Source organism: Actinomadura rayongensis, from assembly GCF_009831215.1.
GTDB lineage: Bacteria > Actinomycetota > Actinomycetes > Streptosporangiales > Streptosporangiaceae > Spirillospora > Spirillospora rayongensis.
The window spans coordinates 61624-76409 of record NZ_WUTW01000010.1; the positions used below are offsets into that span (position 1 = coordinate 61624).

General features: G+C 75.1%; 13 protein-coding genes and 1 pseudogene. 4 read left to right on the top strand and 10 right to left on the bottom strand.

Features of this window, described 5'->3' with window-relative positions; all coding sequences use genetic code 11:
* Window positions 1–753: 753 nt before the first annotated feature.
* The 6 genes and pseudogenes from GQ466_RS32090 to GQ466_RS28860 all read right to left on the bottom strand — a co-directional run.
* Window positions 754–2802 (bottom strand): annotated as a pseudogene (locus GQ466_RS32090) (alpha-(1->3)-arabinofuranosyltransferase domain-containing protein); the annotation flags it as partial.
* Window positions 2803–2841: 39 nt separating this feature from the next.
* The gene (locus tag GQ466_RS28845) at window positions 2842–4224 is read right to left on the bottom strand and encodes a glycosyltransferase family 4 protein (protein ID WP_161106226.1); all 1383 of its coding nucleotides are present in this window, start codon (window positions 4222–4224) and stop codon (window positions 2842–2844) included.
* Window positions 4221–4988 (bottom strand): glycosyltransferase, encoded by a 768-nt coding sequence (locus GQ466_RS28850; protein ID WP_161106227.1) that lies wholly within the window; start codon window positions 4986–4988, stop codon window positions 4221–4223. Before GQ466_RS28850 ends, GQ466_RS28845 begins: the two co-directional genes overlap by 4 nt.
* 22 nt (window positions 4989–5010) lie before the next feature.
* On the bottom strand, window positions 5011–5142 hold the full coding sequence (locus tag GQ466_RS32520) for a hypothetical protein (RefSeq protein WP_268877648.1): 132 nt from the start codon (window positions 5140–5142) through the stop codon (window positions 5011–5013).
* Window positions 5142–6824, bottom strand: a complete 1683-nt coding sequence (locus tag GQ466_RS28855; RefSeq protein ID WP_161106228.1) for an MmpA family trehalose lipid delivery protein — start codon at window positions 6822–6824, stop codon at window positions 5142–5144. The genes GQ466_RS32520 and GQ466_RS28855 overlap by 1 nt, the downstream gene beginning before the upstream one ends.
* A gap of 28 nt (window positions 6825–6852) precedes the next feature.
* Window positions 6853–7566: an FCD domain-containing protein gene (locus GQ466_RS28860; protein WP_161106229.1), complete on the bottom strand. Its 714-nt coding sequence runs from the start codon at window positions 7564–7566 to the stop codon at window positions 6853–6855.
* A gap of 131 nt (window positions 7567–7697) precedes the next feature.
* On the opposite strand from GQ466_RS28860, the gene GQ466_RS28865 reads away from it, so the two are divergent.
* The gene (locus tag GQ466_RS28865; protein ID WP_161106230.1) at window positions 7698–8651 is read left to right on the top strand and encodes a purine-nucleoside phosphorylase; all 954 of its coding nucleotides are present in this window, start codon (window positions 7698–7700) and stop codon (window positions 8649–8651) included.
* A gap of 22 nt (window positions 8652–8673) precedes the next feature.
* The gene (locus tag GQ466_RS28870; protein ID WP_161106231.1) at window positions 8674–9429 is read left to right on the top strand and encodes an NAD-dependent epimerase/dehydratase family protein; all 756 of its coding nucleotides are present in this window, start codon (window positions 8674–8676) and stop codon (window positions 9427–9429) included.
* Between the two features lie 4 nt (window positions 9430–9433).
* Here GQ466_RS28870 and GQ466_RS28875 read toward each other — a convergent pair whose 3' ends face one another.
* From GQ466_RS28875 to GQ466_RS28890, 4 genes are all read right to left on the bottom strand, one after another.
* Window positions 9434–10672, bottom strand: a complete 1239-nt coding sequence (locus tag GQ466_RS28875; RefSeq protein ID WP_161106232.1) for a flagellar basal body-associated FliL family protein — start codon at window positions 10670–10672, stop codon at window positions 9434–9436.
* Window positions 10673–10735: 63 nt separating this feature from the next.
* The gene (locus tag GQ466_RS28880) at window positions 10736–11512 is read right to left on the bottom strand and encodes an EI24 domain-containing protein (protein WP_337193667.1); all 777 of its coding nucleotides are present in this window, start codon (window positions 11510–11512) and stop codon (window positions 10736–10738) included.
* A 9-nt stretch (window positions 11513–11521) separates the two neighbouring features.
* Window positions 11522–12385 (bottom strand): SDR family NAD(P)-dependent oxidoreductase, encoded by an 864-nt coding sequence (locus tag GQ466_RS28885; RefSeq protein WP_161106233.1) that lies wholly within the window; start codon window positions 12383–12385, stop codon window positions 11522–11524.
* A 54-nt stretch (window positions 12386–12439) separates the two neighbouring features.
* Window positions 12440–13018 (bottom strand): TIGR03086 family metal-binding protein, encoded by a 579-nt coding sequence (locus tag GQ466_RS28890; protein WP_161106234.1) that lies wholly within the window; start codon window positions 13016–13018, stop codon window positions 12440–12442.
* Between the two features lie 64 nt (window positions 13019–13082).
* Here GQ466_RS28890 and GQ466_RS28895 point away from each other — a divergent pair, with 64 nt between their 5' ends.
* Window positions 13083–13856: a helix-turn-helix domain-containing protein gene (locus GQ466_RS28895; protein WP_161106235.1), complete on the top strand. Its 774-nt coding sequence runs from the start codon at window positions 13083–13085 to the stop codon at window positions 13854–13856.
* 96 nt (window positions 13857–13952) lie between these two features.
* Window positions 13953–14780: an alpha/beta fold hydrolase gene (locus tag GQ466_RS28900; protein ID WP_161106236.1), complete on the top strand. Its 828-nt coding sequence runs from the start codon at window positions 13953–13955 to the stop codon at window positions 14778–14780.
* Window positions 14781–14786: the final 6 nt, after the last annotated feature.

Genomic DNA, 14786 nt, shown 5'->3' on the forward strand with positions numbered 1-14786 from the left:
CCCGGCGATGCGGTCGATCAGCGACGCGGCGGTGAGCACGGCCGCGCCGGTGATCTTCGCGGTGCCGCCGGTGGCGGTGACGCGGCGGCGCAGCGTCGCGCCGTCCTCGTCGCCGCGCGCCAGCGCCGGGGAGCAGACCCAGCGCTCGGAGCCGTTCATGCACGGCGCGACGGGCTGCTGCGCGCGCTGCATGATCTGCGCGCCCGCGACCTGCGGCAGCGCGAGGTAGCGCGTGGCGGTGAGTCCCGGCAGCGACAGTTCGGAGATCCCGACGCGCGACGCCGCCGGAGACTGCGGGACGGCCTGCAGCGCCAGCACCCGCACCCGGATCCAGCGCGTCGTGCCCTGCGGCGCCCGGAGTTCCTGCGGCCCGCCCGTCGCCCGGACGGCCTGCGCCGCCGTCCCGCGCTCGGTCTCGACCGCCACCCGCGCCGGCGCCGGGCCGAGGAAGGCGTTCTGCGCGAACGTCGCCTGGAGGCCGCCGGGGTCGACCGGGGCGGTGAAGTCCACGCGGATCCACTGCCCGGCCGCACCCGTCCAGCCGCCGGAGATCCACTGGGTGGCGGGGTCGCCGTCGAGCGCGGCGAACGGCAGCGCGGACGGGTCGTCGAACCCGCTCAGCGCGTCGGGGTCGGACGCCGACGACGACGCCGTGACGTCCGCGATCCCGGTGTAGGCGGCGGTCGTGCGGTACTTCTCCCAGCCCGGCTCGTCCGGGTCGGTGCCGATTCCGGCCGTGCCGCGCGGCTGCTGGCGCGCCGTCAGCGTCGGCGAGATGCCGGTGCGCAGGCGGCCCCGGTCGCGTTCGCGCCAGCGCAGCGCGTCCGAGACGACCTCGGTGGCCTTCGTCGCGGGCGCGTCGTCGTTCAGCAGCATCGGACGGCCCTTGAGCGCGCCGTCGTCGGCGAGCCCGAGCAGCGCCTCGGGCGCGCCGCGCACGCGGATCGGGTCGGCGGCGTCCACCAGGCCCGCGACCTGGTCGGCGCCCGCGACCTCGTAGACCTCGACGGGCGCGTACCGCTGGTCGAAGGACCCGGCGGCCTCGTCCCCGCCCGCCCCGGCGGGCCAGTCGCCGAACGCCGTGACGCGGCGGATCCCGGGCGAGGAGTCGAGCGTCTCGTGGACGCGGCCGGGCCAGGCGCCGTGCAGGTCCGCGCGCGTCAGGTCGTTGCGGACGAGCACGTACCGCACGCCCATCCGCGCCAGCACCTCGGTGAGCCCCGCCGAGCCGTGGCCGGCCGCGACGCGCTGGTCCAGGGCGTCCACCATCCGCGCGAAGCCCGGCGACCCCTGCGGGACGAGCTGCCGCGCGCCCCACCGCGTCTGCAGCAGGGGCTGGACGATGTCGTCCATCGGCCGGCCCCAGGTGTAGTCGCCGAACGCCGCGCCGGGCACCGCGAGGACGGCCTGCTCGCCGCCGTGCGCGTTCAGCCAGGACGCCGCCTGCTCCCAGTACTTCGGCACGCCCTCGAAGTCGCCGCGTCCGGCGAGCCCGCCGGTGATCGCGGGCGCCGCGACGGCCGTGACCGCCACCGTCGTGATCGCGAGCATCCGCAGCCGCGAGCGCGGGCGGCGGACGGTCACGAGCAGGTGGACGAGCCCGAGCGCCAGCGGCAGCCGCACCAGCCCGTCGAACTTGTAGAGGTTGCGCAGCGGCGACAGCGGGCCGTTGAGCAGGTCGCGCAGCGGCGCGGCGAGCGGGCCCTCGATCGCGCTGCCGTGCCCGGCCCCGATGATCACGACGCCGGACAGGACGACGAGCAGCAGGAACGTCCGGTCCGGCAGGTCGCGGCGGGACAGGCCCGCGACGCCGAGCGCGGCGAGCACGACCGTCACGACCGTGAGGACGACGCCGGTCGACAGCGCGTGCGCGACCGGCAGCGACGAGGCGTCCACGTAGTTGCCCCAGCGCTCGGCGCCGCGCAGCACGTTGACCAGGCTCGTCGGGGCCGTGGTCGTGTCGGCGCGTTCGGTGTAGCCGAGCCAGGAGAAGCCGTAGCGGCCCGTCAGGACGAGCGGGACGAGCCACCACGCCACCGCGCAGCCCGCCGCGCCGAGCCACCAGCCGAGGAGGCGGAACCGGGCCGTCCCGCGCGGGCGCGTGAGGAGATAGAGGACGGGCACCGCGAGCACCGCCACCGTCGCGGCCCCGTTGATGCCCCCGCACAGCGCCACCGCGACGCCGGACCGGGCCGCCGCCGGGACCCGTCCGGTCTCGCCGCGCGCCGCGCCGACCAGCGGGACGAGGATCCACGGCAGCATCGCCAGCGGCAGGTACTCCCAGGACGCCTGGCCCAGCGCGGACAGCTCGTGCGGGCCGAGCGCGTACGCCATCCCGCCCGCCAGGCGGCTGATCGGGCCGCCGATGCCGAGCCGTCCGGCGAGTCGGCGGACGCCGAGGAACGCCGTGATCATCAGCAGCGCGAACCAGAACCGCTGTGCGGCCCAGGCGGGCAGGTCCACGGCGTGGGCCAGCGCGTAGTAGGGGCCCATCGGGAAGAAGTAGCCGACGGCCTGGTTCTGGAGCTGCCCGAACTGCGCGGTGTCCCACAGGTGCAGGGCGCGGGCGAGGAACCCGGCCGGGTTCACCGCCATGTCGATCTTGGTGTCGGGCAGGATGCGGCCGGGCGCGGTGCCGATCGACAGCAGCGCGAGGGCGAGGCAGCACACGACGGCGCGCAGCCGCTCGCGGAGCCGGTCGTCGATCTCGGGACGCACGGGACGGTCGTCGCGGTCGGCGACGGCGAACCGGTCGGCGAGCCGGGTGTAGCGGTCCGCGACGGTCCAGAACACGCTCGCCATGCCCGTCCGCCTCCCCTCGGTCCCGCGCGGGACGCCGGGTCAGCGCCCCCCGTTGTCGTCCAGCGCCCGGCCGAGCAGGCGCTCCCGCGCGGTCGCGGGACGCAGCACGGTCACCCCCGGCTCGGCCGCCAGGCGGTCGCGGAGCGGTCCCTCCGCGACCAGGGTTCCTGCACCGTACCCGGCGAGGACGTGTGCGGCGGAATCGGAAGTACCGGACGTGCCGCGCCGGACGGCGGCGGCCAGCAGCGCCCCCATCCGGTCGGCGCTGCGGGACCAGTCGAACTCGGCGGCCCACTCCCGGCACGCGTCCCGGATCGCGGTGCGGCGCGCCGGGTCGTCCAGCTCCTTGAGCGCCCGCTCAACCGTCGCGGCGAGGGCGTCGTCGGGGGCGGCGAGCCAGCCGGTGACCCCGTCGCGGACGGCGTCGCGCAGCCCGTCCACGTCGTAGGCGACGGTCGGGACGCCGAGCGCCGCCGCCTCCGCCACGCACAATCCCCAGCCCTCGCCGCGCGACGCGCTGAGATGCAGGTCGGCGCGGGCGACCAGCGCGGCCTTCGCCTCCTCGGACACGAACCCGTGCAGCGTCACGACGTCGCCGAGCCCGCGTTCGCGCACCAGCGCGGCGAGCCGCTCCTCCTCCGGCCCGCGCCCGACGATCCCGATCCGCACCCCCGGCCGCCGCACCCGCAGCTCGTCGGCGAGATCGAGGATCCGCTCGACCTGCTTGTGCGGAACGAGCCGCGTCACGCACACCAACTCCGGCTCCCCGCGCTCCGGCAGCCCGTCCAGCGGCGGCGCGTCCGGTCCAAAAGCCCCGCCCGGCGCGAGCACGGGGTGCTCGGCCGGGGCGGGCGCGGGCGGGGTTTCGGGGAGGGTGACGCCGACCGGGACGAGGTAGACCGGGCCCGTCCAGGACAGGCGGTCGCGGAGGGCGTCCAGGGTCGTCACGGAGATGGCCGTGCAGGCGTGGCGGCGGTAGGCGCGGCGGGCGACGGGGCCTTCGAGCGTCCGGCCGATCCAGGCGAGCCAGCGCGGGAAGTACAGCCCGAACTGGTCGTCGTGGACGTGGAAGATCGAGCAGAACACCGGCACGCCGCGCGGCAGCGCCCAGGGCGTGAAGAACGGGATGCCGTTCTGGCAGTCGATCACCGCGTCGAAGCGGCGGCGCCGCGCCAGCAGCCAGGCCAGGACGAGCGGGTAGACGGTGAACGTCCCGCCCATGCGCGCGAACGCGACGCCCTCGACCGTCTCGCGGCGGCGCTGGCCGGGGGCGCGGGCGGTGACGTAGGTGACGGCGGCGCCGCGCGCGGCGAACCGGCGGGCCAGCTCCCACGCGTACCGCTCGGCCCCGCCGGCGGCCGGGTGCCACGGGTCGCGCCAGTTGACGATCGCGATCCGCAGCCCGGAGACGTCGCCGGTCATGCGCGCTGCGGCTCGGAGGTCTCGGCGAACCCGAGCGCCAGGTCGGGCTCGCGGACGGGCCGGGTCGCCGCCAGCCGGATCCGCGCCAGGTCCCGCAGGCACTCGACGGAGTGGCGGCGCACCGAGAACGTGCTGCCCGGGACGTCCCGCCACTCGACCGGCACCGGCGTGATCGCCGCGCCGCGCCGGGCGCAGTGCATGAGCAGCTCGACGTCGAACGCGAACCCGTCGGTGCGCAGGTCGGCGGCGGCGGCGCGGGCGAGCGGCCCGGCGAAGAACTTGAACCCGCACTGGGTGTCGCTGACGCCGCCCGCGAGGTCGCGGATCGCGCGGTTGAACAGCACCGCGCCGAGCTTGCGCAGCGGGTGGCTGTAGTCCTCGACGGCCGACCCGGGGTGGCGGCGGGACCCGACGACGACCGGGCGCCCGGCGCGCAGCAGGTCCAGGACGCCGTCGAGGGCGTCCAGCCCGGTGGCCATGTCGGCGTCGCAGAACCCGACGAAGGGGGCGCGGGTGGCGAGCAGGCCCGTCCGGACGGCGGCGCCCTTCCCGCGCCGGGCGCACTCCAGCACGCGGACCGGGACGGGCCAGGTCCCCGCGCGGACGAGGTCGGCGGTGCCGTCGGTGCTGCCGTTGTCCACGACGATCACGGCGGCGGGCACGCCGAGGGCGCGCAGCTTCCCGCCGAGCGCGACGAGACCGTCCGGCAGGCGGGACGCCTCGTCGCGCGCCGGAACGACGATCTCCAGCAGGGCGGTGGTCATCTCGGCCCGCGGGGGGCCGCGGTCATCGGGAGCCGTATCCGTACAGCGGCTTGATGACCGGTTCCTGCTGCGAGGCGTTCGCGAGCTGGACCGCGCCGAAGGACGCCAGGGCGGCGAGCAGGACGCCCGCCACGGCCGCGATGGCGATGCGCATCAGGGGGCCTTTCCTCGGGGGTGGCGAAGACTGCGAGTGGCCAGAGTAATGCCTGATGCCGCGAATGACCAGACAACGGACATCAAGGTCACGGCCCACGCCGTGCCCGCGAGGGCTGCCGGCGCGCTGTCCTCCCGGGGCCGTGCCGGGTCGGGCAGCCGGTACAGGACGAGATCGGCGTCGGCGAGCACCCGCTGCGCTCCACCGAGGCGCGCGTAGTAGGCGTTGCCGGACGTCTCGGCGTCGAACGCGACATAGCGGATCCCGTGCGCGGCGAGCCGGGCCGTCAGCGGGCCGCCGGCGCGGACGACCGGGTCGAGCGCCCGCGCGCGGGGGTCCTCGGCCGGGACGACCGTGCGCCCGATGACCACCGCGTCGCTGAGGATCCCGCGCCGGTCGAGGTAGCGGGGCAGGGCGTCCAGGGACGTCCGGCCGCCGTTCCACGGGTACTCGCGGTAGGTCGCCCACGGCAGGATCAGGACGTCGCCGGGGACCGGGTCCGCGCGGACGATCTCGCGCGCCCGCGCCCACGCGTCCGGGTAGTGGACGGGCCGCAACCGTCCCGCCGCGCCCCACGCCAGCCCCGGCAGCAGCACGAGCGGCAGCAGGACCGCGAGGACGCCGAGCGCGTCCAGCCGCCGGTCCGCCGCGCGGTCGGCGAGGACGCCGAACCCGACCGCGACGACCACGGCGAGCGGCGCGACGTACTGCTGCCCGTCCCGCAGCACCGCGAACCCCGGCCAGGCCTCGATCAGGCCGCGCAGCAGCGGGGCGGCGACGACGCCGAGCGCGGCCAGCACGTACCCGGCGCCGGCCGCGATGGCGAGCCCGGCGGTCCCGTCCGTCCGCGTCCGGGCGAACGCGACGACCGACGCGACCACCACGACGAGCCAGACGACCGCGAGCAGCGGCGTCCCGTAACCGGGCGGAACGGTCGCCGCGTTCCACGCCCCGCCCAGCGTGAACAGGCTGCCGAGCGCCCCGAACGGCGTGTCGGCGCGGGCCGCGAACGCGCCGACGCCCTCCGGCGCGCCCGGCATCCCGCTCGGCCGCAGCCAGCCGGTCACGAGCCACGGCAGGCTCAGCACGACGACCGCCGCGACGGCCTTCGCCAGCCCACGCTTCCGTTCCGGACGGCACAGCACCACCGCGCCCGCGACCAGCGCCGAGACCGCCACGCCCGCGAACCCGCCGATCGCCGCGGGGACGAGCGCGCGCGTCAGCCGCCGTCCGCCGCCCGGCTCGGCGGCGCGCGCGGCGGCCCCCGCGACCAGCGGCAGCGCCGCGTACCCCAGCAGGAACGCCCAGTGCCCGAGCAGCAGCCGCTCGGCGACGAACGGGTTCCACGCGTAGACGGCGCCCGCCGCGACCCGGGGCACGACCCGCCGCGTCGGGACGAGCGACGCCGCCGCCATCGACGCCAGCACGAAGATCCCGAGCAGGACGGCCTTCTGCGCGACGTCCCCCGGCAGCACGTGCGCCAGCGCGACGCCGAACGCGTCGCTCGGCACGTGCCGCGGAACGGTCCCGGTCAGCCCGAACGTCATCGCCGAGAACCGCGGCCCCGGCGTGAAGACCATGTCGAACGAGAGCAGGAACCCCGGCGCGAGGCCCGGCCCGAGCGCCAGCAGCCCCAGCACCAGCCCGGTCACCCCGGGCCACACCCACCCCGTCCGCTTCATCGCGTTCTGTTTATCAGCCCCGGCAGGGCTACCCGGCCGGTCGGCGGCGGCGGGTGTGGGTGATCTGCAGCGGGTCGGCGGCGGGGACGGACCAGCTTTCGGCCAGGCGCAGCGTCACGTCGCGGTTCCGCAGGACGTGGCGTTCCGCCAGGTCGGCCGCCAGCGCGGCGTCGCCGGCGGCGATGGCGTCGTAGAGGCCGCCGTGCTCGGCGCACTGGGCGTCCTGGTCCTCGTCGAGGTCGGCGGTGAGGCGGAACAGCCACTGCATCCGCGCGTCCAGCGGCCGGACGACCAGCGTGAGCAGCGCGTTCCCGCACAGTTCCAGCACCTCGGCGTGGAACGCGGCGTTCGCGGCGGAGATCGCGGCGCGGTCGCCCGTGCGCAGCGCCGCGCGGTTGTCCGCGAGCCGCAGCCGCAGGCGGGCGCGGCCGGCGGCGTCGGCGCGTTCGGCGGCGAGCCGCGCCGCGAGCACCTCCAGGCTCTGCCGGACGTCGAACAGGTCGCGGACGTCGGCCGGTGTGAACGGGCTCACCAGCGCGCCCCGGCGCGGCACGAGGACGACCAGCCCCTCGGCCGCCAGCAGCCGCAGCGCCTCGCGCAGCGGGATCCGGGAGACGCCGAGGTCGGCCGCCAGGTCGCGTTCGACGAGTCGTTCGCCGGGCCGCAGGCCGCCCTCGATGATGCGCTCGCGGAGCGTCCGGTAGGCCCTGTCGCGGAGGGAGTCGCGCTCTCCGGTCGTCACGCGGGCACTCTATCCGGCCCGACTTAACGGTATACCGTTAACTGGATCGTCACGGCGGCGAAACGAACAGGAGCCCGACGCTCCCTAGCGTGACCTGCGATCTTCTCCCCGAGCACGATCGGAAAGCACGCATGCGTCGTTTCACCCTCCTGCTGGCGGCGGCCCTGGCCGCCGCGCTCACCGTCGTCGGCGGCGTCCCCCTGTCCCAGGCCGCCGAGCGCGGCGGGCCCACGCGGGTCCGCGTCCTCGTCGTCACGATGTTCGGCGGCGAGACCGCGCCATGGCTGAAGAACCGGTCGCTGCCGATCGCGGTGACCGTGGACGGCGTCCCCGACCCGCTGCACTGCGACCGCGCGGGCCTGTGCGTCGTGACGACCGGGCAGGGCAAGGCCAACACGGCGGCCACGATGACCGCCGTGATGACCAGCCGCCGCCTGAACCTGCGCGGCGCGTACTTCATCACCGCGGGGATCGCCGGAACGTCCCCGAAGACCGGCACGCTCGGCTTCGCCGCGTGGGCGCACTACGTCGTGGACTACGACCTCGGCCACCACCTGCCGCCCGAGGAGGCGCTGAGCCACCCGTACGGCTTCGTCCAGCTGGGCAACGTCGGCACGAACGTCTTCCAGCTCGACGACAAGCTGGTCGACACCGCCTACCGGCTCACCAAGGACATGGTGCTGACCGACACCCCGACCTCCGCCGCCGAGCGCGCCCACTACCCCGGCCAGGCCGGGACGCTGCCCAAGGTCGCCGTGTGCGACACGGTCACCGGCGACAACTGGTGGGCGGGTAAGACGCTGTCGGACAAGGCGCAGTACATCACCGGCCTGTGGACGAAGGGCAAGGGCACCTACTGCACGACCCAGATGGAGGACAACGCCACCGCCGCCGTCCTGGCCCGCTTCGGCCGCCTCGACCACTACCTGAACCTGCGGACGGCCAGCAACTTCGACCAGCCGTGGCCGGGACAGACCCTCGAACAGCACCTCTCCAGCAACTCGGGCGCGTTCGGTACGTCCACGCAGAACGCGTACCTGGTCGCGTCCAAGGTCGCCGACCACCTGCTGCGCCGCGTCCACTGATCTTCGGCGCACAATCGGAGGCATGACCGAACGCCTTCTCATCACCGGCGCGGCCGGGCTGATCGGCGGGTTCCTGCGCCCGCGCCTGATCCGGCCCGGCCGCGTCCTGCGGCTCCTGGACGTCGCTCCGATCCCGGATCCGGCGCCCGGCGAGGAGACCGTCCGCGCCGACGTGACCGACCTGGACGCCCTCGACGCCGCCTGCCGGGACGTGACGGCCGTCGTCCATCTCGGCGGCATCCCGCACGAGGCGGACTGGCCGGCCATCCTGCACACCAACATCGACGGGACGTACGCGGTGCTGGAGGCCGCGCGGCGCAACGGGGTGCCGCGCGTCCTGCTGGCCAGCAGCAACCACGCGGCCGGGTTCCATCCGGTGCCCGACACGCCCGCGCCCGACTACCTCTACCCCCGGCCCGACACGTTCTACGGCGTCAGCAAGGTCGCCGGGGAGGCGCTGGGCAGCCTCTACCACGACCGGCACGGCATGGACGTCCTGTGCCTGCGCATCGGCACCTGCGAGGAGCGGCCCCCCGACCGCCGCGCGCTGTCGACCTGGCTGTCCCCGGGCGACTGCGCGCGGCTCGTCGAAGCGCTGCTCACCGCGCCGGACCCGGGGTTCCGGATCGTCTGGGGCGCGTCCGCCAACACGCGCGGCTGCTTCAGCCTGGACGAGGCCCGGGCGCTCGGCTACCGGCCCGAGGACGACGCCGAGAAGTACGCCGCGTCCGTCTCCGGCCCGGACCACCCGTACATCGGCGGCCCGTTCGCCGAGTGAGCCGTCAGGACGCGGGCAGCACCTTGAGCTGCGCGAAGAAGCGGTTCAGGTCGGGCCACAGCTTCTTGTTGGTGTTCGGCAGCGACGCGAACACGAGGGCGGGCGTCTCGCGTCCGGTGTCGATGACGGCCGTGGCGACGACCTCGCCGGTCGCGCGGAACGGCGGGCGCCTGTAGGCGTAGTACGACGCGACCAGCCAGCCCCGGTGGCCGCCGACCGTCAGCGCCTCCGACGCCAGCGGCGCGGACCGGTGCGGGAACGCGTAGTAGCTCTCCTCCAGGCCCTTGGCGGCCAGCGCCGTCACCGACTTGACGCTCTGCGGGCCGCTGTAGGCGCTCCGCAGCGTCGGCTGGAGCGTGCCGGTGAGGAACTGGCCGTACCAGAGCCGTCCCGCGTGCCGCTCGGTGACGAGGATCTGCTGCCCCGACCAGCCGGGGACGCCCAGCTTGTTCTTCTTCGACGGCGTCTGCCACGGCCGCGCGAACCGGGGGTACAGCAGGCCCGACCCGGTGTCGGACACGCGTCCGGCGATGCGCGACGGCGTCCCGGCGAACGTCCGCAGCGGCCGGTCCGGCGGGAGGGCGGCGGACGGGACGGCCGCGGGCGCGGACGTGCGCCGGAGCGTCCCCTTGGCGGGCGCCGGGTCGCTGCCGCGGTGCTTGAGGTAGTAGACGCCGCCCGCCGCCGCCAGCGCGACGACCAGCAGGCCGATGCCGCCGAACAGCAGGATCCGGGACCGTCCGGACGGCTCGTCGAACGGGCTGCCGGTCGCGCCGTCCAGCTCGCGGTCGGCGCTCTCCTCGTCGGCCATCCAGGACGGCATCTGCCAGTTGCCGCTGCTCGGACGGCCGGGCTTGCCGGGTCCCGCGTCGCCGCTCGGCGCGACGTAGCGGGTGTCGGCGTCCCCGTCGGCGTCGCCGTCGAACAGCTCGCCCTCCCACGCCGGCCCGGACGGGACGGGCGCGACCTTGCGGTCCACGGGCTCCAGCGCGGTCCCGGGCTCGGGCTCGTCGGCGTCGGGCGCGGCGGTCAGCAGCCCGCGCGGCTCCGGGACGGTCTTCGGCTCGATGCGCGCGGCCGGCTCGGCGGCGCGCTCGGCCGGACGCTCGTCGCGCGGCTCCTCGGCCTTCCCCCAGACGTCGCGGCCGTCCTCGTCACCCGACCGACCGGCCCCGGCCGCCGGGGTGCCCTCCCCGGCATCGTCACTCTCGGCCCAGCGCGGGCGCTCCCCCTGATCGGACATGCGGGACAGGTTACGCGAAGATCAATTCACGCGAAGCGGCCGGTCGTCACACTAAGGAAACATTCAGCGGTACGGCCCGGCGAGCCGTTCGCGCGCCAGCAGCGTCGCGCCCGCCACCGCGCCCGGCATCGCGACGACCGCGCCGAGCGGGATCAGGAACACGACGAAGGTCGCGACGCCGAACCCGAGCGTCAGCCCCCGGTTCGCGCGCAGCCGCGCGAACCGCTCGCGGCGCAGCAGGCCGCGCCGCTCCAGCGCGATGGACGTCAGCTCGGCCGTCAGGAACCAGCCCGACACGAACGCCGCGACGACCGGGACGACCGTCTGCCCCACGACGGGCAGGAACCCGCAGACGAAGAACACGAGCCCGAAGGCGAGCGCGATGACGCCGAGCAGCAGCCCGTCCCGGATCGCCCGGACGATCTGGACGCCGAGCGGCACGTCCGGCTCCGGCGGCGCCCCGCCCGCGGAGTCCTCGACGCGCTCGGCGATCTTCTCGTAGAACGGGTCGCCGACCAGCAGCGTCAGCGCCGTGAACAGCAGGATCGCGACGAACAGCGCCGCGCCGAAGATCGCGATGCCCGCCACGACGCGGGCGGTGTCGCGGGCGCCGGACGACCAGCCGTCGGCGAACGGCGTCACCCAGGAGGCGAGGTCGTCCAGGTTGAACGCCAGCGCGGTCAGCGCCGCGACGTACACGACGAGGACGATCAGCGCCGGGATCAGACCGAACAGCCACTGCCCGGGACGCCGCGCCGTCCAGCCGATCCCCCGGACGAGATAGCCGATTCCGGTGAACAGGTCGCGGAAGAACGACGGTTTCGGGTTCCCAGGGTGCACGGGGTCAATCTAGCGGGACGGAAGCCCGACGAGCTGCTCCGAACGCTCCCACACCGCCCGGCGCAGCTCGGGGTCGCGCACGGCCGGGGACGCCCGCAGCAGCCGCGCGGGACGCACCGAGGGGTGGTAACCGGTGCCGGTGTCGTATCCGGGGTCGGCGGCCAGCCGCACCACGGCCCGCGCGGCCTGCTCGGGCGTGCGCAGCAGCGGCGTCCGCGCCAGGAGCGCGCCGGTGCGCGACGGGACGGGCAGGTCGCGCCCGAGGCCCGTCGCGACCGGCCCGGGACACAGCGCGTGGACGGCCACGCCCGTCCCGGCGAGCCGGTCGGCCAGTTCGGCGGCGAACAGCAGGTTCAGCAGCTTCGTCCGCGCGTACACCTTGTGCGAGCCGCCCGCCCCGTACACGCCGGGCTCGGCGAACCGCGCGACATCCAGCGTCCCCGCGCGCCGGTACGCCTCGGACGCGACCACCACGATCCGCGACGGCGCCGACTTCACGAGCAGGTCGCGCAGCAGGCCGGTGAGCAGGAACGGGCCGAGGTGGTTGGTGGCGACCATGCGGTCGAAGCCGTCCACGCTGACCTTGGCGCGGCGCAGGTGGACGCCCGCGTTGTTCACGAGGACGTCGAGCCGGGGGTAGCGGTCCAGGATGCGCTCGGCGAGGGCGCGGACCTCGGCGCGCGAGGACAGGTCGCCGAAGAAGGTCTCGATCCGGGCGTCCGGGGCGTCCGCGCGGACGGCCGCGGCGGCGTCGGCGCCCCGCACCTCGCTGCGGCCGACCATCCCCACGCGGAAGCCGCGCCGGGCGAGCGCGCGGGCGACCTCCCTGCCGATCCCCGATGACGCCCCGGTGACGACCGCGATCTTCTCCATGGCCCCACCCTTGCGGAGATCCCCGTCACACCGGAAGGGCTTCGGCCGTGTCGGTCAGGGCTTCCAGCGCGGGTCGCGGCCCGAAAGGGCGAGGGCCTTCTCGAACGCGGTGGCGCCGGCGGTAGGCTCGACGGGCTCGGCGAACCCGTTGTACTGCCGGTACAGCTCGGCGTTGCGCTCCACGACGCCGTACAGCAGCTCGCCGGTCGAGGGCGCGACGTTGAATTCCTGGCCGGTGGCCTTCGCGACGTCCCAGCCGTGGACGGCCATCTCCTTGACGATGAGCGCCGCCACCTCCGCGGCCGGGGCCGATCCGCCGCCGAAGTCGATGTCGCCCTCCCACACCGCCGGGTCGTCCCACGCCTTGACCGCGCGGTCGAGCTGCGCGGCATAGGCGTCGGCCCAGCCGTCCTCGGCGGTGAAGTCGCGGGCCGTCAGCTCGTCGGGGATCGGCTCGCGGCGGGCGCGGCGCTCCAGCCCGTAGGACGTGTAGAGGACCCAGTGGTTCACCAGGGCGCGGACGTCGTACTCCGTGCAGGGGGTCGCGCCGTCCAGCGGCGTGCCGTCGACGCCCCGCGCCACGCGCGCCGCCTCCCGCGCGCACGCGGCCATGTGCTCGTGCAGTTCGTTCATGCGTTCGAGCGTAGGGACGGCCGGTGCGTCCGGTCTTGAACAAACGCGACATTAACCTGGGGCTATGGCCGACCTACCGCGCGGAGTGCTCTACCCGGAGCAGCACGCCCCGATCGTCACGGTCGCGACCTATCCGGCGAGCACCGATCTCGCGGCGTGCGTCGAGTACTACTGGCACGTCCGGTGGGAGGTGGACGAGCCGTACGAGACGAAGGTGCTCTCCCATCCGAACATCCATCTGGTGTTCGAGGAGCCCGTCCCGCTCGTGTACGGCGTGGACCGGTCGGTCTTCACGCGGCGCCTCACCGGGACGGGCCACGTGCTCGGCGTCCGGTTCCTGCCCGGCGGGTTCCATCCGCTGTGGCCCGGCCCGGCGGCGGACCTGACGGACCGGCGCGTCCCGGCGTCCGACCTGCTCGGCCCGGCGGTGGACGAGCTGAACGCGCGCGTCCTCGCCGCCCCCGAGGACACCTCGGTCGTCGAGGAGTTCCTGCGGCCCCGGCTCGCCGCGCCCCTGCCGCCCGGCGCGGCGGACGCGGCGGAGATCGTCCGGCGGATCACCGCCGACCCGGCGCTCGTCCGGGTGGACCGGCTCGCCGCCGACCTCGGCGTCTCGATGCGGACGCTCCAGCGCCTCTTCGCCGACCACGTCGGCGTCTCCCCGAAGTGGGTCCTGCGCCGCGCCCGCCTGCACGAGGCCGCCGCGCGCGCCCACGCGGGCGCGCCGGTGGACTGGGCCGCGCTCGCGTCCGACCTCGGCTACAGCGACCAGGCCCATCTGACGCGCGACTTCACCGCCGCCGTGGGCGTCCCGCCCGGCCGCTACGCGCGCGCCTGACCGTCACGGCCGGGTAAAAGGTTCGCGCGCGGACCTTTGGCGGGTCGTCCCCGGGGGCAGGTGCGGCCCCTTGATCCAGGCCGAAGGAGGAGCGCCATGGGGTTCGTGACGACCCGCGACGGAACGGAGATCTACTACCACGACTGGGGCAGCGGCCCGCCCGTGCTGTTCAGCCACGGCTGGCCCCTGAACGCCGACGCGTGGCAGGACCAGATGAAGGCGGTCGTGGACGCCGGGTACCGCGCCATCGCGCACGACCGGCGGGGCCACGGCCGGTCCAGCCAGCCCTACGGGGGCTACGACTTCGACACGTTCGCCGACGACCTGTCCGACGTGATCGAGGCGCTGGACCTCAAGGGCGTGTCGCTCGTCGCGCACTCGATGGGCGGCGGCGAGATCACCCGCTACATCGGCCGGTACGGCACCGGACGGGTCGGCAAGGCCGTCCTGCTGTCGGCGATCCCGCCGCTGCTCGGGCAGACCGAGTCCAACCCCGAGGGCGTGCCGAAGGACGTCCTGGAGGGCCTCAAGGACGGCATCCTGCACGAGCGGTCGCAGTTCTGGCTGGACCTGTCCGACCAGTTCTACGGCGCGAACCGGCCCGGCAACGACGTCACCATGGGCAACAAGTACGCCTTCTGGCAGATGGCGATGCAGGAGAACATCCAGGCGGGCGTGGCGTGCGTGGACGCCTTCGCGTTCACCGACTTCACCGAGGACCTGCGGCGCTTCGACGTGCCGACGCTGATCGTCCACGGCGACGACGACCAGATCGTCCCGATCGACGCGACGGCGCGCAAGGCCGCCGAGATCGTGTCGTACGCGACCCTGAACGTCTACGAGGGCGGGTCGCACGGGATGGCGAGCGTACCCGGGTACAAGGAGCGCTTCAACGGGGACCTGCTCGAATTCCTCGGTTCCTGAGCCCCG